Source organism: Halarcobacter sp. (assembly GCF_963676935.1).
Classification (GTDB): domain Bacteria; phylum Campylobacterota; class Campylobacteria; order Campylobacterales; family Arcobacteraceae; genus Halarcobacter.
Window position 1 is genome coordinate 1,557,327 of record NZ_OY781470.1, and the last position, 17,459, is coordinate 1,574,785.

The 17,459-nt window shown below is 26.7% G+C and carries 15 protein-coding genes; 5 read left to right on the forward strand and 10 right to left on the reverse strand.

The window, feature by feature from the left end; all coding sequences use genetic code 11:
- Positions 1–5 precede the first annotated feature (5 nt).
- Positions 6–1,265 carry a malic enzyme-like NAD(P)-binding protein gene (locus ACKU4C_RS07605; RefSeq protein WP_321311062.1) on the reverse strand — a complete coding sequence of 420 codons (1,260 nt, stop codon included), beginning with the start codon at positions 1,263–1,265 and terminating at the stop codon, positions 6–8.
- Between the two features lie 151 nt (positions 1,266–1,416).
- Positions 1,417–2,088 carry a peptidoglycan editing factor PgeF gene (pgeF, locus tag ACKU4C_RS07610; protein ID WP_321311064.1) on the reverse strand — a complete coding sequence of 224 codons (672 nt, stop codon included), beginning with the start codon at positions 2,086–2,088 and terminating at the stop codon, positions 1,417–1,419.
- A gap of 96 nt (positions 2,089–2,184) precedes the next feature.
- Between pgeF and ACKU4C_RS07615 the strand changes: the two genes are divergently transcribed.
- Entirely contained in the window at positions 2,185–2,985 is an 801-nt protein-coding gene (locus ACKU4C_RS07615; protein WP_321311067.1) for a shikimate dehydrogenase, read from the forward strand.
- Here ACKU4C_RS07615 and ACKU4C_RS07620 read toward each other — a convergent pair.
- On the reverse strand, positions 2,982–3,605 hold the full coding sequence (locus tag ACKU4C_RS07620) for a TetR/AcrR family transcriptional regulator (RefSeq protein WP_321311068.1): 624 nt from the start codon (positions 3,603–3,605) through the stop codon (positions 2,982–2,984). The two genes, ACKU4C_RS07615 and ACKU4C_RS07620, sit on opposite strands and share 4 nt — an antisense overlap.
- A gap of 112 nt (positions 3,606–3,717) precedes the next feature.
- Here ACKU4C_RS07620 and ACKU4C_RS07625 point away from each other — a divergent pair, with 112 nt between their 5' ends.
- Together ACKU4C_RS07625 and ACKU4C_RS07630 are read left to right on the forward strand one after the other, a co-directional pair.
- Positions 3,718–4,281: a hypothetical protein gene (locus tag ACKU4C_RS07625; protein WP_321311071.1), complete on the forward strand. Its 564-nt coding sequence runs from the start codon at positions 3,718–3,720 to the stop codon at positions 4,279–4,281.
- The gene (locus ACKU4C_RS07630; protein ID WP_321311073.1) at positions 4,278–4,487 is read left to right on the forward strand and encodes a hypothetical protein; all 210 of its coding nucleotides are present in this window, start codon (positions 4,278–4,280) and stop codon (positions 4,485–4,487) included. The genes ACKU4C_RS07625 and ACKU4C_RS07630 overlap by 4 nt, the downstream gene beginning before the upstream one ends.
- 2 nt (positions 4,488–4,489) lie before the next feature.
- On the opposite strand, the gene ACKU4C_RS07635 is transcribed toward ACKU4C_RS07630, so the two are convergent.
- On the reverse strand, positions 4,490–6,751 hold the full coding sequence (locus ACKU4C_RS07635; protein WP_321311075.1) for a diguanylate cyclase: 2,262 nt from the start codon (positions 6,749–6,751) through the stop codon (positions 4,490–4,492).
- A 110-nt stretch (positions 6,752–6,861) separates the two neighbouring features.
- Entirely contained in the window at positions 6,862–7,389 is a 528-nt protein-coding gene (locus tag ACKU4C_RS07640) for a 3'-5' exonuclease (RefSeq protein ID WP_321311076.1), read from the reverse strand.
- Between the two features lie 147 nt (positions 7,390–7,536).
- Between ACKU4C_RS07640 and ACKU4C_RS07645 the strand changes: the two genes are divergently transcribed.
- Together ACKU4C_RS07645 and ACKU4C_RS07650 are read left to right on the forward strand one after the other, a co-directional pair.
- On the forward strand, positions 7,537–8,586 hold the full coding sequence (locus ACKU4C_RS07645; protein WP_321311078.1) for an AI-2E family transporter: 1,050 nt from the start codon (positions 7,537–7,539) through the stop codon (positions 8,584–8,586).
- Between the two features lie 88 nt (positions 8,587–8,674).
- Positions 8,675–8,986, forward strand: a complete 312-nt coding sequence (locus tag ACKU4C_RS07650; protein WP_321311080.1) for a TM2 domain-containing protein — start codon at positions 8,675–8,677, stop codon at positions 8,984–8,986.
- Between the two features lie 85 nt (positions 8,987–9,071).
- On the opposite strand, the gene ACKU4C_RS07655 is transcribed toward ACKU4C_RS07650, so the two are convergent.
- From ACKU4C_RS07655 to ACKU4C_RS07675, 5 genes are all read right to left on the reverse strand, one after another.
- Positions 9,072–10,067, reverse strand: a complete 996-nt coding sequence (locus ACKU4C_RS07655) for an LLM class flavin-dependent oxidoreductase (RefSeq protein WP_321311082.1) — start codon at positions 10,065–10,067, stop codon at positions 9,072–9,074.
- A gap of 279 nt (positions 10,068–10,346) precedes the next feature.
- Entirely contained in the window at positions 10,347–11,267 is a 921-nt protein-coding gene (locus ACKU4C_RS07660; RefSeq protein ID WP_321311084.1) for a nuclease-related domain-containing protein, read from the reverse strand.
- Positions 11,264–12,742: a DUF2779 domain-containing protein gene (locus tag ACKU4C_RS07665; protein WP_321311087.1), complete on the reverse strand. Its 1,479-nt coding sequence runs from the start codon at positions 12,740–12,742 to the stop codon at positions 11,264–11,266. The genes ACKU4C_RS07660 and ACKU4C_RS07665 overlap by 4 nt, the downstream gene beginning before the upstream one ends.
- Positions 12,729–14,033: a hypothetical protein gene (locus tag ACKU4C_RS07670; protein WP_321311088.1), complete on the reverse strand. Its 1,305-nt coding sequence runs from the start codon at positions 14,031–14,033 to the stop codon at positions 12,729–12,731. Before ACKU4C_RS07670 ends, ACKU4C_RS07665 begins: the two co-directional genes overlap by 14 nt.
- Positions 14,026–17,388, reverse strand: a complete 3,363-nt coding sequence (locus ACKU4C_RS07675; protein ID WP_321311090.1) for an AAA domain-containing protein — start codon at positions 17,386–17,388, stop codon at positions 14,026–14,028. The genes ACKU4C_RS07670 and ACKU4C_RS07675 overlap by 8 nt, the downstream gene beginning before the upstream one ends.
- Positions 17,389–17,459 lie beyond the last annotated feature (71 nt).

The following is a 17,459-nucleotide window of genomic DNA, read 5'->3' on the forward strand; positions in this document are numbered from 1 at the left end:
TAGATTTAAATCATTTTAGATAGTTTGTTTTTGTACTCTTCAATATCAAAATTTTTAACTCTTGCAACACCTGAATCAACAGCAGCTTGTGCAACTGCAGCTGAAACTTCTACAATAAGTCTTTTATCAAATGGTTTTGGAAGGATATACTCTTTTGAATATACTAAATGGTCTCCAAAAATCTCTTTAATATCTTCTGTTACTGGTTTTTTAGCTAAATCAGCAATTGCTTGTGCAGCAGCTTTTTTCATAGCCATATTTATTTTCTTAGCCTGTACATCTAAAGCACCTCTAAAAATAAAAGGAAACCCAATTACATTGTTTACTTGGTTATTAAAATCACTTCTTCCTGTTCCAACAATTGCTTTATCTCTAATAGCTAAAATCTCATCAGGAAATAATTCAGGTGTAGGATTTGCAAGTGTAAATACAATAGGCTCATCTGCCATAACTGCAATATGTTCTTGTGTGAAAGTACCTGGTCTAGAAAGTCCTAATACAACATCAGCTTCTCTAAAAGCATCAAGTACTGTCAATGGTTCAGAGATAGAAAACTCTTTTTTATATTTATTTAAATCATCTCTACCATCATGAATAACACCTTTAGAATCACACATAATAATATTTTCAACACCAACAGCTTTATACATTCTACTACAAGAAATAGCTGCTGCTCCAGCTCCAACAACTACAACTTTTAAATCAGATAACTCTTTTTTGATAATATCACAAGCGTTGATTAAACCTGCTGTTGTGATGATTGCAGTACCATGTTGGTCATCATGCATTACAGGAATATTTAGTTCATCAATTAATCTTCTTTCAATCTCAAAACATTCTGGTGATTTTATATCCTCTAAGTTGATTCCCCCGAATGTAGGTGAGATAGCTTTACATACATTTACAAACTTATCTACTTCTACTTCGTCAACTTCAATATCAAATGAATCAATAGCAGAAAACTTTTTAAATAGTACAGATTTACCTTCCATAACTGGCTTAGATGCTAATGCACCAATATTACCAAGGCCTAGTACAGCTGTACCATTTGAGATTACTGCTACAAGATTTCTTTTTGTAGTATATTTAAATGCATTTTCCGGGTCTTCTTCAATCTCAAGACAAGGAAATGCAACCCCAGGAGTATATGCTAAAGATAAATCTCTTTGCGTTTTTAATTCTGTCGTTGTTTCAATTGCTAGTTTCCCTGGATTTGGAAACTGATGATATTCTAAAGCTTCTTCTTTAGTTACTTGTTTACTCATTTCACTCTTCCTCTAGTTTAAATTGCAACTAAATTTTATCTTATATTTACTTACAAAAAATGGAAAAATGATAATTTAAACTTATAAATATATTAATTAAATCTGATTTACATTTTTTATACATCAAACTTACATAACTACTACATAATTACTATAGGATAGAGATCAAGCCTGCAAATCTACCACATGTTTTATCAACTCTATATGAAAAATAGTCTGCTCCTGAGCACATTGTACATCTATCATTTATAGTTATATTTCTAACTCCTAGCTCTTCTAATTGTTTTTTATTTATTCCTTGTAAATCTAAATATCTATTTTTTTCAAATTCAATTCCAAAATTTATTTTTACAATATTTGAAAGTTTTTCATCAACTTCATAACAACATTTTTGAATGGATGGTCCCATAATAACTTCAATATCTTCAAATTTACATCCAAACTCCTCGTTCATCTTCAAAGCTGTTTTTCTTGAAATATTTTGAAAAGTTGAATTACGACCGGCATGTACTGCTCCAACAACACCCTTAAACTTATCAAACATAAGAATAGGAATACAATCGGCAACCATAACCATAAGAGTTAAGTCTTTATCTTTTGTTATTATTGCATCACATTCATCTATTACTCTAGGTGAATCTTTTCCTACAACAGTTACACAAGCACCATGAACTTGATTCATAGAGATAAGGTTTTTTATGTCAAAATTAAATTTTTTTGATAATGCTAACCTATTTTTATCTACATTTTCTTTTTTATCAGGTACATGGTAAGCTAGATTTCCTTCATCTTTATTTGTGAAAGTATAAAAAATATCATGCATATTGTAACTCCTTTCGATAAGTGATTATTGTACAATTAAATATTTAATATATTCTTATTGATAATTAGATAAAATCACTTCTTTAAAAGGAAAACAATGTCAGATAATAAAGAACTTTTTGCAATATTTGGAAACCCAGTTGAACACTCAAAATCACCACAAATGCACAATGCAGGATTTGATAATATAAACTACAAAGGTGAATATGTAAAACACCTAATAGAAGATGGTAATAAAGTAAAAGATATATTTTTAGATAAAGCATACAAAGGTGTTAATATAACTGTTCCACATAAAGAGTTTGCATATAAAAATGCAGATGAAGTAAGAGGTTTAGCACAAAAAATAAAAGCTGTAAACACATATATAAATGAAAATGGAAAAGTTATAGCATATAACACAGATGCACCAGGATTTTTAAAAGCTATTGAAAGCTTTGGAGAGATTAAATCTGTACTTCTTTTAGGTGCAGGAGGAACAGCAAAAGCTATTAGTCTTGCTTTACAGGAAAATGGCATAGAAGTAACTGTTTTAAATAGAAGTGAAGGAAAACTAGACTTCTTTAAAGAACACAATATAAAGTGTTATTCTTGGAAAACCTTCCAAGTAAAAGAGTATGACTTAGTTGTAAACTCAACAAGTGCAGGACTAAAAGATGAATATCTTCCTTGTGATAAAGAGTTACTTGAAAAAGTATTTAAAACAGCAAAATATGCTTTTGATTGTGTTTATGGAAAAGTTACACCATTTTTAGCTTTAGCAAAAGAAAATGGCCTTGAGATTAAAGATGGGGAAGATATGCTTCTTTATCAAGGTGTATTAGCTTTTGAATACTTTACAAACACAAAAGCAAATGAAGAACTAGTTGAAGCTATGAGAAAAGGTTTAAAAGCTTAAATCTCTTCAAACAATATTTTCCCTTTTTTTGTTAAAAGAGGGATAATATTTGTTTTAAAAACTACCTCTTTCATCTCTTTTATCGTCTCTTTTGTGATTTTTGAATCTATAGTTATAAAATTTTGCCAATAAGTTGAAATAAACCAATTTAGTTTTGCATTTAATTTTATTTCCTCTTGACTTAAAGGAATAAATATATCTTTTTGTATAAAAAACTCTATCAAATTTTCAATTTGTGAAATTCTTAGTCTCTCCCTTTCTAGAAATATATCTTTTATATTTTCATAAAGTGCAATCAATACAGAACTATCTCTCATCATAAATCTATATTTATAAAAAAGTTCACCAAATCTATCATAAGCATTTGATAATTCTATTATAGGGTTTTCACTATTTAACAATTTATCAAAACTATTTAATTGATCAAACTCTTCTGACATCTTTATATAAATATCTTCTATTATTTGTTCTTTGTTTTTATAGTGATAATAAAGGTTTCCTGTAGATATTTTAGCATACTTTGCAATATGATTTGTAGTTGTAGGAAGTGTACCTTCTTCGTTAAATAAAAATAAAGCAGCTTCTTTTATCTTTCTTTTTGTCAATGATTCTTTTTTCATAAAAAGATTATACAAATTTTGAACTTCTAAATATATTATTAGAGTAATTACTCTAATTTTAAGCTATATTTTATTTATATAGTTATAAAATTTCAATGATTAAGGATTAAAAATGAAATTACAAAAACCAGGAGCTGGTCTTCCCCAAATAGAAAGACTTTTTATAAGAAGTATTTTAGTACCAAGTATAAGAATACTTTTAACTTGGAATATGTCCACTTTTTTATTAAAAAGAGAATTGAATATTATAAAAAAGATAGTATCAAATGTAGAAAAAGAAAAACTTACTCAAAAGGTGATTATTGATAGAGTTTTCGCTATTGAAGACCATACTAGACAGTTTTCAATTAATATGGTTTTAGAACATTTAGTTATTGCCGGAAGTTTAGTAAAAAGTATCATTGAAACTCTATCAAAAGAAGAAAACTTCATAGAAGATGTAAAAATAGAGAATGTAAAGCCAAGTAAAAACATTGTAGATGAATATACAGAGTTTGAAATATTTTACAATACTTATTTAGATTTTATAAAACAACTTCCTAAAAAACAATCTAAAATGAAAAAAAGACATCCGTGGTTTATAAATTTTAACAATTATGATTGGAGTGTATTTATGTTTATGCATACCTTTATTCACAGAAGACAGATACAAGCTATCATAAAGGAATTAAAATGAGTAAAAATACTATAGGTACACTGTTTATTATAGGTTTTATCTTTATATCATTAATTGTTTTTTGGATGAGTTTAACTGCAATAATTTATTTAGCTGTTTGTTTTATATTTAACTTTGAATTATCAATAAAAATATATTTATTAATTTTTTTAGCAGTTATATTATTTAGAATGTTTTATCCTAAAAATGTTTTTCAAACAGAGTAGAGTTAATTTATCTCTACTCTATTTCTTCCATTGTTTTTTGCTACATAAACAGCTTCATCTGCTCTTTTGATAGTTTGGTAAATATCTTCATCTTCTTTATAAACTGAGGCACCTATAGAACAAGTAATATTTTCAATAACAGGAAATATCTCTAACTCAATAACTTTTCTTAAATGTTCTAAAGCTTTTTCAAGCCCCTCTTTTGAGTTAACTCTAAGAAACAAAATAAACTCTTCTCCACCCCATCTAATCAAAATATCATTTTCTCTTGAATATTTTTGTATTGTTTTTACAAAATGAATTAAAACTTCATCTCCAACATCATGCCCAAATGTATCATTAACTCTTTTAAAATGATCGATGTCTAAAAAGGCAATTCCCAATGAAAACCCATCAACAACAAATGATTTTATGATATCAGGAGTGTGTTGTTCAAAATACTCTCTATTGTATGCACTTGTTAATTTATCATGAATAGTTTTATCTTCTAATTCTATATGATTTAACATTGTTTGTGTAATATCTGTAAAACTTAAAATATATAGATTATCTTCAAATTTATTTACAGTTACAGCAAATGCATGAAGGTTGTAATCATACATCAATATTCCCACTACTCTTTTTGAGTGTGGAAGTTTTTCAATATGTTCAATCCAATTTTCATTTTCTTTTAATTTTCCAAGATGAAAAAACCTATCGTTTTCAACAAATAAATCACATATACATTGAAAGTTTTTATTAAAATTATCTAAAGTTTTAAAACCTGTAAACTGAAAGAATTTTTTATTTGCAAAACTTAATTGTTTTGAGTTTGTTATGATTACAATATTATCTTGTAATTCAATAAATTTTTCTAATTTTTTATACTCATTTCTCTCTTCTGTAATATCTCTTGTTGAAGCATATAAATATATTTCTCCATCAATCTCTACTTTCTTTGCACTTACTTGAACATCAAAAACTGTACCATCTTTTCTTCTATGTTCAGTGTTGAAAGTTTGTGGCATTTCTAGTAGTTTATTTATTTTTTTAGGTATTTCTTCCTCAGTAAATTTAGCTTCAAAATCTCGTACATTTAGACTTAAAATCTCTTTTGAATTATAACCTAGCATCTTAGCAAAAGATTTATTTGCCTCATAAACATTCCCATTGGTATCCATAATATGTATACCATCTGATGCTATACTCATCAAATCTTTATATTTTGCTTTCTCTTTTTCAATATATCTTTTTGCTTTTAATGTGATTTCTCTATTTCTCATCATTTGATAAATAAATAAAAATATTCCAATTAATAAAATTGAAAATAGTATTTTTTTGTTTAATCTATGACTTTCTATTACTTTCAAACTATTGTTATATTCATAAAAGACAAAATACATAGTGTTGTCTTCTTTTACATTTAATATTGGTAAAAATGAAACCACATAATGTTTATGTTTTATCTGCTCTTTATAAGAATGACCCAAAGCAAGGTCTAGATTGAAAGCAACTTTTTCTTTCATATTTAATTGAATATTTTCTAAAAACTGTTTGTTGAAATTAATAGCTTCAAAAAAATCTTTATTGGCTACTCTTTTTAATTGTACATATTCTTGATTTTCAATACTGTCTTTATAATAAACTTTATATTCATCAAATACTGTTTTATCAAACTTGTCCTTTTTTATTAAAAAGTGTGTATAAATATCAGTATATATTTTCTCAATTTCATTTTCAACTTTTTCTATACCAAAAGACATCTCTACACTTCCAATATAATTTTCATTTAAAAATATTGGATAAACATTTCTCATACCAGGGAGTACTCTTCCTGTCTCAAGACCATGAATACTTTTTTTAAATCTATTAACATATTCAACTGAATATCTAAAAGAACTAAGATTGTCTCCATACTTTTCTGGTTTGTGCATTCTTAAAAATGAAGTATTATCTGGTAGATGAAAATGAACTTGCTTAAATCCTAAAGATGAAAGATATTTGTAGGTGTCATTTAATAAATTAAATAACTTTTCTCTATCTCTATCTTTAAAAGCTTCTTTTATATCAGGTCTATCAATAAAACCAATAAAAGTACTATCAGCTAAATTGTTAAGTGACTTATTTATAGTTTTATATTGAGTTTCTACTTTTTTTAAACTTTGTTTTAAAATTTTGTTACTTTCATCATCATAGAAAACCCCTATTTCATATAAAAGTACCAATTCAAAAATAATAAAAACAACAACAAGAAATACTCTATTTAATAAGTCTTTTTTTTCCAAAAGAACCTTTCTTTTTAGTTACTTAATTTTACAACTTTTGTACTTTATAGTTATTTAATTTTTTCTAAGAAGTTCGGTTTATTGGGCTTTATATAGAGAATAATTATTTTTTAGGAAACTTTTTTATCCATACACTTAAGTATCTCGTAAGTTTTACTTACATCATAAGTAGCACTATGATAAGAAAATGGGTCAAACTCAATTCCATAAAAGATACAAGTCTCATCCAGTTTTGGATTTTTGATATTGCCATTTTTATTTAAAGCTTTTACTATATGTTTGTTTTCTTTCATCGTACAAAAATGATTTTCAAACTTAACAAGTCTATCAAGATGTCTAAGCTCAAAGTTTATATTGTGAGCTATGAGAGTTTTAACACCATAACAAAACTCAATAAACTCTTCATCTTCGTTAAAATATGAACTATAACTAGCCCCATCTCTATGTGCAATAATCTTTTCAGGTGTAAGTCTATGAACCTCATAAGAGTAAGGATTAACAGGATATCGTGAAAGATAATATCTATGAAATTTGTCTGTAACTTTATAATCACCATCTATAAACTCTAGTTTTACAGCAGCAGCTTCTATCACATCTTGAGGATTCATTGTATTTGTTTCAAAATCTAAAATAATCATAGAGGGATTATATCAATTTTTAAATTTATTTAAAAGTCTTGAAAAGTTATTATATAAAAAATTAAATGATTTTTATTACAAAATTTAATTAGAAAATAGGTATATTTATTTTTTATAACAGTTATACAATACCTAAGGAGCCTAATAATGAAAGGCAAAAAACACAATAAATTTCAACAAGCTTTTATATTAATATTGTTGTTTACAGTTCTTATGGGTTTTATTGGAATGATTAAAGAGTTTCTAATAGCTCTTGTACTTGCTGCAATCTTTGCAGGTATATTGTATCCTTTTTATAACAAAATTCTTTTATATGTGAAAAACAAATCTGCTTTGGCAGCATCTACTGTACTAATAATATCAATTTTGGCTGTAGGTTTACCATTGACAATACTTACAGGCATGGTAACAAATGAAGCGATACAATTTAGTGAAAAAACAACTCCTATAGTAAAAGAGATTTTAGATGAGAAGTTCTCACTAAGTGAACAATTACCTAGTTGGATACCATTACAAGATAAGTTTGATTCTATAAATGAGACTCTTCTTAAAAAAGCTTCTGATGCAACTAGTACAATAGGAAGTTGGCTAGTATCAAGTTTATCTAGTGCAACAAAAGGAACTGCGGGATTTCTTATGAGTTTATTTATTATGTTTTATGCAATATTTTATTTTTTAATAAATGGACAAAAACTGCTAGATTCTCTCTCTTCTTTAGTGCCTCTTTCAAAAAATGATTATGAAGAACTTATGAATCGTGGACTTATGGTAACTAAGGCATCACTAAAAGGTATAATTATAATTGGATTTATTCAAGGTCTATTGATTTCTTTAAGTTTCTGGGTTATAGGACTTAATGGACCAGTATTTTGGGGAAGTGTAGTTTTTCTTCTTTCTGCTGTTCCAGGATTGGGTGCACCTATAGTTTGGTTACCTGCTGTAATCTACTTATTGATAACAGGTAGTATTGGATGGGGAATTGCTCTTGCTATATGGGGAATAATAGTAGTGGGCTTAGTAGATAATCTTCTAAGACCTTGGATTGTTGGAAATGATGCGAAACTACCTGATCTAGTGATACTTGTATCAATACTTGGTGGAATAATAACCTTTGGTCCTGTAGGTATTATCTTAGGTCCAGTAATAGCTGCACTTTTAGATACAGTTTTAAATATATATAAAAAGAGTTTTAAATAAAATTAATCAAGCAAAAGAATCTAATAAATAATTTGATATAATCTTTATAATTTATAATTTAATTTATTAAAAAAAAAGGATGATAATAGTGGCAACAGACTTTGGATTAGAAAAAGCAAAAACAGAACAAAAAAGTGTTGTTCTAGCTTATTTACTTTGGTGGTTTCTTGGTTGGTTAGGTATTCACAGATTATATGCTGGGATGGAAAAATGGTGGTTATACCCAGTTCTAGGATTAATTGGGGCTATTACTGTTTTTATACTTATAGGGTATATTATTTTATTGGGATTATTTATCTGGTGGGTTATAGATGCGGTTAATCTACATAAAGTAATTCAACTTCAAAACTTAGAGGTTATAGAAAACTACGAAAAAACAATACAAACTCCAATGTCATAAAATAGGATTTTCCTATTTTATGTTTAGCTTCATCTATTAGATAAATCTCTTTTTTATTTCTTCTACTGTTAATTCAATATTGTCTTCATTTAGAAAACCAAACTTTTGAGATAAGTTCATATGATTTTATTCTTTTGTCTGGATCATGTATCATTGAGTTTACCATGATTTCATTTGCACCAGTTCTTTCAATAAGACGTTCAATTCTTTCTTTAACATATTCTTGTGTTCCCCAGATAGATTCTCTTGTCTTGTGTCTTATACCTCGTTCTTCCCACTCTTCCCATAAGCTATTCATATCTTCTGTCGGTTGTGGTAATTGTTTATTGTCTCCTCTATGAAGATAAAGAAATTTTTGAAGTTCTGTTGTAGCTAAATATTGAGCTTCTTCATTTGTATTGGCACATACAATATTGATACAAACCATTACATAAGGCTCTTTTAGTTGAGCAGATGGTTTAAAGTTTTCATTATATATTCTTATAGCATCATCCATCAAATCAGGTGCGAAATGCGAAGCAAAAACAAAAGGTAAACCTTTTTGGGCAGCTAATTGTGCACTAAAGGTGCTAGAACCAAGTAACCAAATAGGAATATCTAATCCGAATCCAGGTATTGCTTTTATCCCTTTTTTTCCTGCTTCGTCAGATAAATAGTATTGTAAGTATTGAAGCATCGAAGGAAAATCGTCATTATTAATATCTCGTCTTAATGCCATCATTGTTTGTCTATCAGTACCAGGAGCTCTACCTAGTCCTAAATCTATTCTATTTGGATATAAAGACTCTAAGGTACCAAATTGCTCTGCAATAACTAAAGGGGAATGATTAGGTAACATAATCCCACCCGAACCTATTCTTATATTCTTAGTTTGTGACCCAATATAACTTAAGATAACAGAAGTAGCAGCACTGGCTATTCCTGGGAAATTGTGATGTTCAGCCACCCAATAACGAGTAAATCCAAACTCCTCAACCCCTTGGGCAAGTTTTGTGCTGTTTTCAATAGCTTGAGGTATGGTGAAGCCCTCACCTACTGGAATTAAATCTAATACTGATAATGGTATTTTTTTATCATTCATATTTTCTCCATATAAAGCATAATATAATATTTGCACTATAGTAAAACAAGATTATAAAAACATTACCTAAAAATGTAAGTTGAAAATTTCAGTTATTTTAATTATAGTATCTTAGGATATATAATACTTATACACTTTTCAACTTTTTAAATATCTTGACGATAAAGCACTTTATAAAGTTAATTAATCAATATAAGACTATTGAGTTTAAGCTTGGTTTTTTATACCTAAAAAATCATCAATAATAATGATATTAAAAAATATTTTTATTTTAATATATTACATTTTACAATGATTACAAAAAACCTCTTTCTCACTAAAAGTTTTCAATCCTTTTCGTTGTTCTTTTCCACAACTAATACAAACAAAACTTAACATTTCATTTCCCATATATTTTTTTGAGTTTTTAATATTTTTAAATTTTTTCATATTTTTTTCATTGTAAATACTATTTTCAATAATAACTTCTTCTACTTTTTCTTCTATATCATTTTTTATTTTATACTTAGTGTTATAATCAATATTTACAGGTTTATGTTCTGATACTAAAATATTCCCTATATTTTTAATCTCTTTTGTTGATGGTATTTTGTTTATAATTATTTTTGCGGCAACTGTTAATACCTTTTTAGGACTATGTGCAAATTCATTATAAATAGAATCATAAAAAGTATCTGATCTTAAAAAGTTTTTTGGAAGAGTTTTATTTTTTATAATTACATTTGGTAAAAATACTACATAAGATAAAATATTTAACTTCATGTTGTATTTATCTAGGATCTTTTCTAAAACTAGCTCATGTCTTTTAGATTGTTCTAAAGGATTTGCTTGATTATAACTCTTATTTTTTCCATATTTATATAACATAGTTCCATCGTCATTTATAGTAACTTCTGCTTTTGTATTTTTAGTTTCAAGTAGTATTATTCCTATTGCTTTATTTATAAGCAAATGGTCTATTTGTGCAGTTAAACCATCTATTTCAAGTCTTAAATCATGAATAATTATATAATTTTCACTATCTTTTAAATTAAAATCTATAAAATAAGCTGTCTCTTTTTCTCCAATTAAACCAGTTTCTAATTTGGATAGTTCTTGTTTTATTAAATATTTTTGCTTTTCATTTTTTGATAAATTTAGCTTTTCTTTTAAAAGTTTAATATCTTCTTCTTTTTGTTTATCAATCTCTTTTAATATCACTTTATACCCTTTAACTTTTCCAATATCTTCACCATAGCCAAAGTATCAAGATTACAATACTCTAAAAGTGAAGTTCTCATTTTCTCTTTACTTACCTCATCAAGTTTACTAAGATTTGCAAAGGTATTCATAGCTTGGCTTCCATTTTGTACACCATCTAACTCTTTGTAAGCTTTTTCAAATTCTGGTACAAGTGCTGGAAGTACATACTTTATAGAGTAACTTCCTTGCATACTTGGTGTTACGTACCATTTCTTTTGGAAAGGTACCATTAGGTCTTGCATATTTTCATTTATGGCTAGTAGGTGTGAGCTTAAGTCAGGGAAAAGGTTTGCTAGTCTTTTTATCACACCTTTTTCAAAACTCATATTGTAAGCTAATACTGTAACATCACTTGGGATATCTTTACATAGTTTTAATGCTAACTCATATCTACTATCTACGCTATCCTTGCTCAAATACTCTTTATGCTCTAAAGTTCCATCTTCATACTCAATATGAAGTGAATATTGAAAAGGGATTTGCTCGAAGGGTTTTATTCCTTTGTATTGTGGTATGGCTTGTTGGTAGGTTTCAAAGTCTAAGTGATAGATTGGGTATGTGAGGTTTTCTAAAAAGGCTTTGATATTTTCTTTGTCTATATAGCTTGCTTTTGATTTGTAGTTTTCTACTGCTTGAGCTTGATTTGCAGTCATATCAAAATCTTCTGGAATATCTTCTATATCTATGATACCTTGATTGTATAATTCTACTTGCTTTTTACTTCCTAGATTGAAAATATTAAAGATAGAATACTCAGGTATATCTCGCTGACACTTCCAACAATAGTTTTTAGCATCACACTCATAAGGTTTGTTACAATGTTTTCCTATATCTATATCTGGCTCATTTAGTTTATCTTCTAGATAAGTTTCAAACTCTTTTAATATGCTTGGGATATTTGACTGTAAACTTTGCACTTCACTTGTGACATCAACTATCTTAAAAAGCTTCTCTAACTCTAAAGACTCACCTCTTACATATTCGTTGTTTATATGTACTACATTTGCACTTTTTATACTAAAGCCTAAGTTTTCTAAAACATAATACTGAATAGATACATCATGAAGATATATATCTTTTACTTCAGTTGAGCTTTTAACCTCATAGATAGATACAGCATCACTTTCTACAGTTAAAATATCAACCATGATAAGTATGCCCTCATAGTTAAAAGTAGCTTCGTAGATATTTGATACACCCTCTTCCATCCACTCTTTTGTAGTAGTTATCATCTCATCATACTTTGTAGTGTATGGCACTTCTCTACCATCAGGGAAAAGTTGGCAAGCTAAGTCTCCTACTACATTTCCAGTTTCAAATATAGCCTGTGCTTGTTCATCTGGTGGTGTTAAGACACTTGGCTTGTATTTTTTAAGCCAAAGTGCTTTGGGGCATTGGATGCCTTTTGTGTATAGGGATTTAGATAGGTTCATTTGAATATTCTTCAATATTTTTTAAAATTTCACTTCTATCATTTAAAAATGTACCTTTTTCTTTCCTTTCTTCTCGATTTATATCTCCTTTAAAGGATGTCCAATTAAAACTTGTTGTAATCATCCAATCTCTATCACAAATTAATATTTTGGAATGATCTTTTTCATTACGTGTAGTATAAACCAGTAAATTATTATATTTACTTCTCATTTCATCAAAAAAATTTTTTGATTTTAAATCTAAATCTTCTCTTTTACCCATACCATAATTAAAAGTAATTTTTACATTTCTTCTTAAAGCATTTTCTATAAATACTTTTTTTTCTTTTATAACTTCCCACCTAATCCAAGGAGAAACTATTACAACTTCTTTTTTTGAATACTTAAATGCATAATCAAAGAACTTAGGATGTTCATATGTACTTAATTGAGTACCATTATCTAAGTTATCTATTTCAGAATACTCTTTTATAGTTTTATCGTTTAATAGTTCGTTATGTTCTTCCTTAGCAAGTTTTGATAAATCAAATAAATTCTTTCCTTTTTGTTCAAAATCACTAACTATATTAGTTAGTTCATCATTAGGTTCACCATTATTTAAAATCAATACTTTTTTAGGATTATTTTCATTCTTAAAAAAAAGTGCATAATATTTTTTATGAAATTTATATGTATCTAATATTTCTTTTATTTCATATATCTCTTTCTCTTTATTATTTGTACTTTTTATACTTTCAAATAATACTGTCTGCAATGCTTTATTATTAACATTTTTATCCAATGTTTCAGTTTTGGGATATGGGATTTGTACTCTTAAATTATTTTTATTTTTAGATTTATCTTTTTTTCGTTCGTCTGTCATATCTATAGAAATAGGAGTACCTAAAATAGCATCTAAAAGTACATATTTATCATCTTCTTGAGTTGTAAGTATTCCACTATCATTTAGTACTTTAATACCTGCATCTGTTAAAGTTAAAATAGGTGTTTCTACAAATAGTTTATCGATATGTAAGCGTGCAGCTAATTCTTCAAAGACTTCTTTGTCTAGAGCTAAAAAACTCTCAAGTTCATTTAAATCATTTATACCCTCTTTTATAGCACTTAAAAAAATCTCTTCTATTATTGATAATTTTGTTTTTTCTCTAAAAATACAATTACACGTGATTTTAAAATAAGGATAATAAAACTCTTGAATATCATACAGTTCATATTTTTCATCAAGATAATACTCATAATATTTTCTTGCAAGTATTTCCTTATACTCTATAGTATTTTGTATATTATTCATCCGTCACCTCTTTAATTTCATAGTAATCTTTATTTTGATTAATCAATTCAATAATTTTTTTAAATGGATTATCGCCTTCTTTTAAATTACAACTATAAATAAAATTTGCATCTCCAACTAAAAACAATAACTCTTTTGTTCTTGAAAGGGCAACATTTAACCTCTTCTCATCAGCAATAAACTCTATATTTACTCTTGAGTCAGATTGACTTCGTACCATATCATAAATAATTATATCCCTATCACTTCCTTGAAATGCATCTACTGAGTTAATGGCAATGTCTAATTTATCAAATTTTGATTTTAATTGTCCAATAGAAGTTCGTAAATTATCCCGTTGAACCAAATAAGGTGTAATAATTCCTACAGATTTATATTTATCATATTTTGTTGCATTTAATTGAAGTTCTTCTAAAATTTTTATAATAACTTTTTTATTTGCATCATTAATTTTCCCCGTACCTCTTTGTTTATCAAATCTATCTTCAATATTTGAAGTATTATATAAATAAACTTTCTTTTCAAAGCCTAGCTGATGTTCTCTAACTAAATCATCTTTAGTTTCAATATTTCCAGAATAGAATACTTCACTGTACAATTTAGCAATACTTGAATGTGAACGATAATTATATTTTAAAAAATGTTTAAAATCATTATGCTCTATTTTTTCATATAATTCTTCAAATAGTGTTGTTTCTAAATCTTTTTTATTGTAATCAGTCATTTTTGATAGAACAGTATCATCAACAATTGGTGGCAATTGATTATGATCTCCTACTAAAATAAATTTTTTTGCTTTTCTAAGTGGTATCATCAACTCAGGCAAAGTTGCTCTACCTGCTTCATCAACAATAATATAATCAAACTCTATACTTCTAAAATCTTGCCAACTACTTATTCCAACTAAAGTTCCAAAAATTACTCTTATTTTTTTAAATAAAAGTGTTTTTAACTCATCATCACCTTGAAGTATAGTACTTTTCCATCTTTTATGAATAGAGTCTAATTTTTCTCCTTTTAAAAAGTAATTTGTATTATCACTTTCCAACCTTTTTTTAATTTCTTGTAAATAACTATAAAAAACTGATTCTTCATGATATTTTAGTGCTGTATCAGAAAATTTACTTTTATCATTACCAAATCTAACAATTTTATTTTCATCTTTACATATTTTTTCCAATACATTATCTACTGCTTGATTAGATTGTGAAGTAACCAAAATTTTAGCTAACTTATTTCTTTTCAAAATTTGTTGAATTATTTCTGTTATTACTGTAGTTTTACCTGTTCCTGGAGGTCCTTGAATAACAAGGTATTCACCCATTTCTAAACTAAGAGCCTTTTCAACTGCTTCTTTTTGATTTTCATCTAATCTTTTATTAATTAGAAACTCTCTATCTATTTTAGGAATTTCTCTTTTGGGTGCAAGAGAGTTTGGATTAGAAATCTTACCCAGTAAGTTATCAATAATCGTATTATTGCTTTTTAAATCCTTTATTGAATATTCTTGCTTATTTAATACTCCACTACTACGAGCATAATCAAAAGATATTTTTATTTCATCTGGTATTTTTGATATTTCTTTATCATGTTTTAAATTTATTTCTTTTTTTATAACATTTGTGTTTTGTACATAACATTGTGAATTAAACTTATTTTTTTTATTTACTCCCTCAACTATTACATCATCATTTTGTTCAAAAAAATCATCCTCTTCTTTTTGCTTAATTAAATACTCTGGATACATAAAGAATAATAAACTTGCATTAAATTCAAGTTTTTTCATATTACTTTTAATTTCTTCATATCTTGAAATTAATATATTCTTTACAACTTTTTGTTCTTTTTTTTGAATGATTGAAAGTTTTTTTGCTATATCATTTTTATTATTTTCAAAAAAGAAGTTTTCAATCAAACTATTTAATAACTCCAGTAAATCTTGATTATTAGGATCATCAATAAAACCATCATCAAATAGTTTATGTACAAATTTTTCTTCTATTGTACTTTTTAAATGCTCTTTTTTAATCTTAATATTTGATTGATTAATGACTTTTGCTGTAAACTCTTTTTTTGCCTTCTTTATGTTTTTGGTATATGCATATAATGAAATATTCTTTTTATCTAGAATTGCTCTTTCAATTTTTAACTGCTGTTCTGTTTTTGTTAAAAAATCTTTTTTTTCTTTTCTTTCTTCTTTTTCTCTTGTTTCTTTTTTATCTAATCTAATTAGCTTATCAATTAATTCATCAGTTGAATTATATTTAGATAAAGGACGTCCTTCTGATAATATAAATTTATCTTCTAATATATGTCCATTTTGTTTAATCGAATCTGGTACTCTTTGAGAATATCTAAAAACATAAAAGTGATCATTACTTTTAATGCCACAATAAAATACTAAATCATTAGTACAAATTTTTACTTGATCCCTGTCTTCTTGATCTTTACCATATTCTACATATTTGATTTCATTATTAAGTTTCTCATTTATAAATTCTAATATATCCCAAGGAGATTTATTATAGTCTTCAATTAATTGACTTTTTACTGTTTCACTAAGGTTTAACTCATATTCATTTTCAAAATTAAAGAAACTCAAAATATTGTTTATACGAGTGATAATTTCTTTAGCATTGTCAAACCTATAGCTTCTATCTTCATAAGTCATTTGTTTTAGAATATTTATTAATTCTTCATTTTTACCATCTGCAAAAAAATCTATACTATTTATTAACTCATCTAGAGATATTTTCTTTTCAATGAATTTATCAAATAATTGTTCTTCTACTAAAGTTTCAATTATTGTAACACCCAAAGAATAAAAATCTGAACGTAAATCTACATCTAGATTATTCTTCTGTTCAGGACTCGCATACCATAATGATAATTCACTTACTGATTTAGTGATAGTATTTGAAATAGTTGCTGTCCCAAAATCTAATAAAAAAGGTTCTTTGTTGTAATTTACTATAATATTATTTGGCTTTAAATCATTATGAGTGTAATTATTCAAATGAATATAATTTAATGCATCCAATATTTTATTTATAGTTTTTAAAAAACTATATTTTTTTCTATCATTATTTAAATTCCTAAATGCAGAAGAAATAGTTTCACCTTGAATATACTTAAATAATAAATAATAATAAGCTTCATCTTCCTCTGAACTTTCAATTTTCACTACATTTTTATGAACTAGCTTTTCTAAAGCTTTTATCTCATGAAGATAAATTGTAGAATATTCATTACTATTTTTTGGATATACTTTTACTATTAACTTTTCATCCTTAAGATTTTTTACTAATAATACATTATTTTTTATTTTTTCAATTAATTCGTAACTTTTTAACAAATTTTTATCCTTATATTATTTTCTATTCTTGGCTTATATTTTTTAAGCTAAAGTGCTTTGGAGCATTGGAT

Bases quoted from the DNA above. Each gene is read 5' to 3' on its own strand.
- ACKU4C_RS07605 (WP_321311062.1), bottom strand. From the start codon at position 1,265: ATGAGTAAACAAGTAACTAAAGAAGAAGCTTTAGAATATCATCAGTTT.
- pgeF (WP_321311064.1), bottom strand. From the start codon at position 2,088: ATGCATGATATTTTTTATACTTTCACAAATAAAGATGAAGGAAATCTA.
- ACKU4C_RS07615 (WP_321311067.1), top strand. From the start codon at position 2,185: ATGTCAGATAATAAAGAACTTTTTGCAATATTTGGAAACCCAGTTGAA.
- ACKU4C_RS07620 (WP_321311068.1), bottom strand. From the start codon at position 3,605: ATGAAAAAAGAATCATTGACAAAAAGAAAGATAAAAGAAGCTGCTTTA.
- ACKU4C_RS07625 (WP_321311071.1), top strand. From the start codon at position 3,718: ATGAAATTACAAAAACCAGGAGCTGGTCTTCCCCAAATAGAAAGACTT.
- ACKU4C_RS07630 (WP_321311073.1), top strand. From the start codon at position 4,278: ATGAGTAAAAATACTATAGGTACACTGTTTATTATAGGTTTTATCTTT.
- ACKU4C_RS07640 (WP_321311076.1), bottom strand. From the start codon at position 7,389: ATGATTATTTTAGATTTTGAAACAAATACAATGAATCCTCAAGATGTG.
- ACKU4C_RS07645 (WP_321311078.1), top strand. From the start codon at position 7,537: ATGAAAGGCAAAAAACACAATAAATTTCAACAAGCTTTTATATTAATA.
- ACKU4C_RS07655 (WP_321311082.1), bottom strand. From the start codon at position 10,067: ATGAATGATAAAAAAATACCATTATCAGTATTAGATTTAATTCCAGTA.
- ACKU4C_RS07665 (WP_321311087.1), bottom strand. From the start codon at position 12,742: ATGAACCTATCTAAATCCCTATACACAAAAGGCATCCAATGCCCCAAA.
- ACKU4C_RS07670 (WP_321311088.1), bottom strand. From the start codon at position 14,033: ATGAATAATATACAAAATACTATAGAGTATAAGGAAATACTTGCAAGA.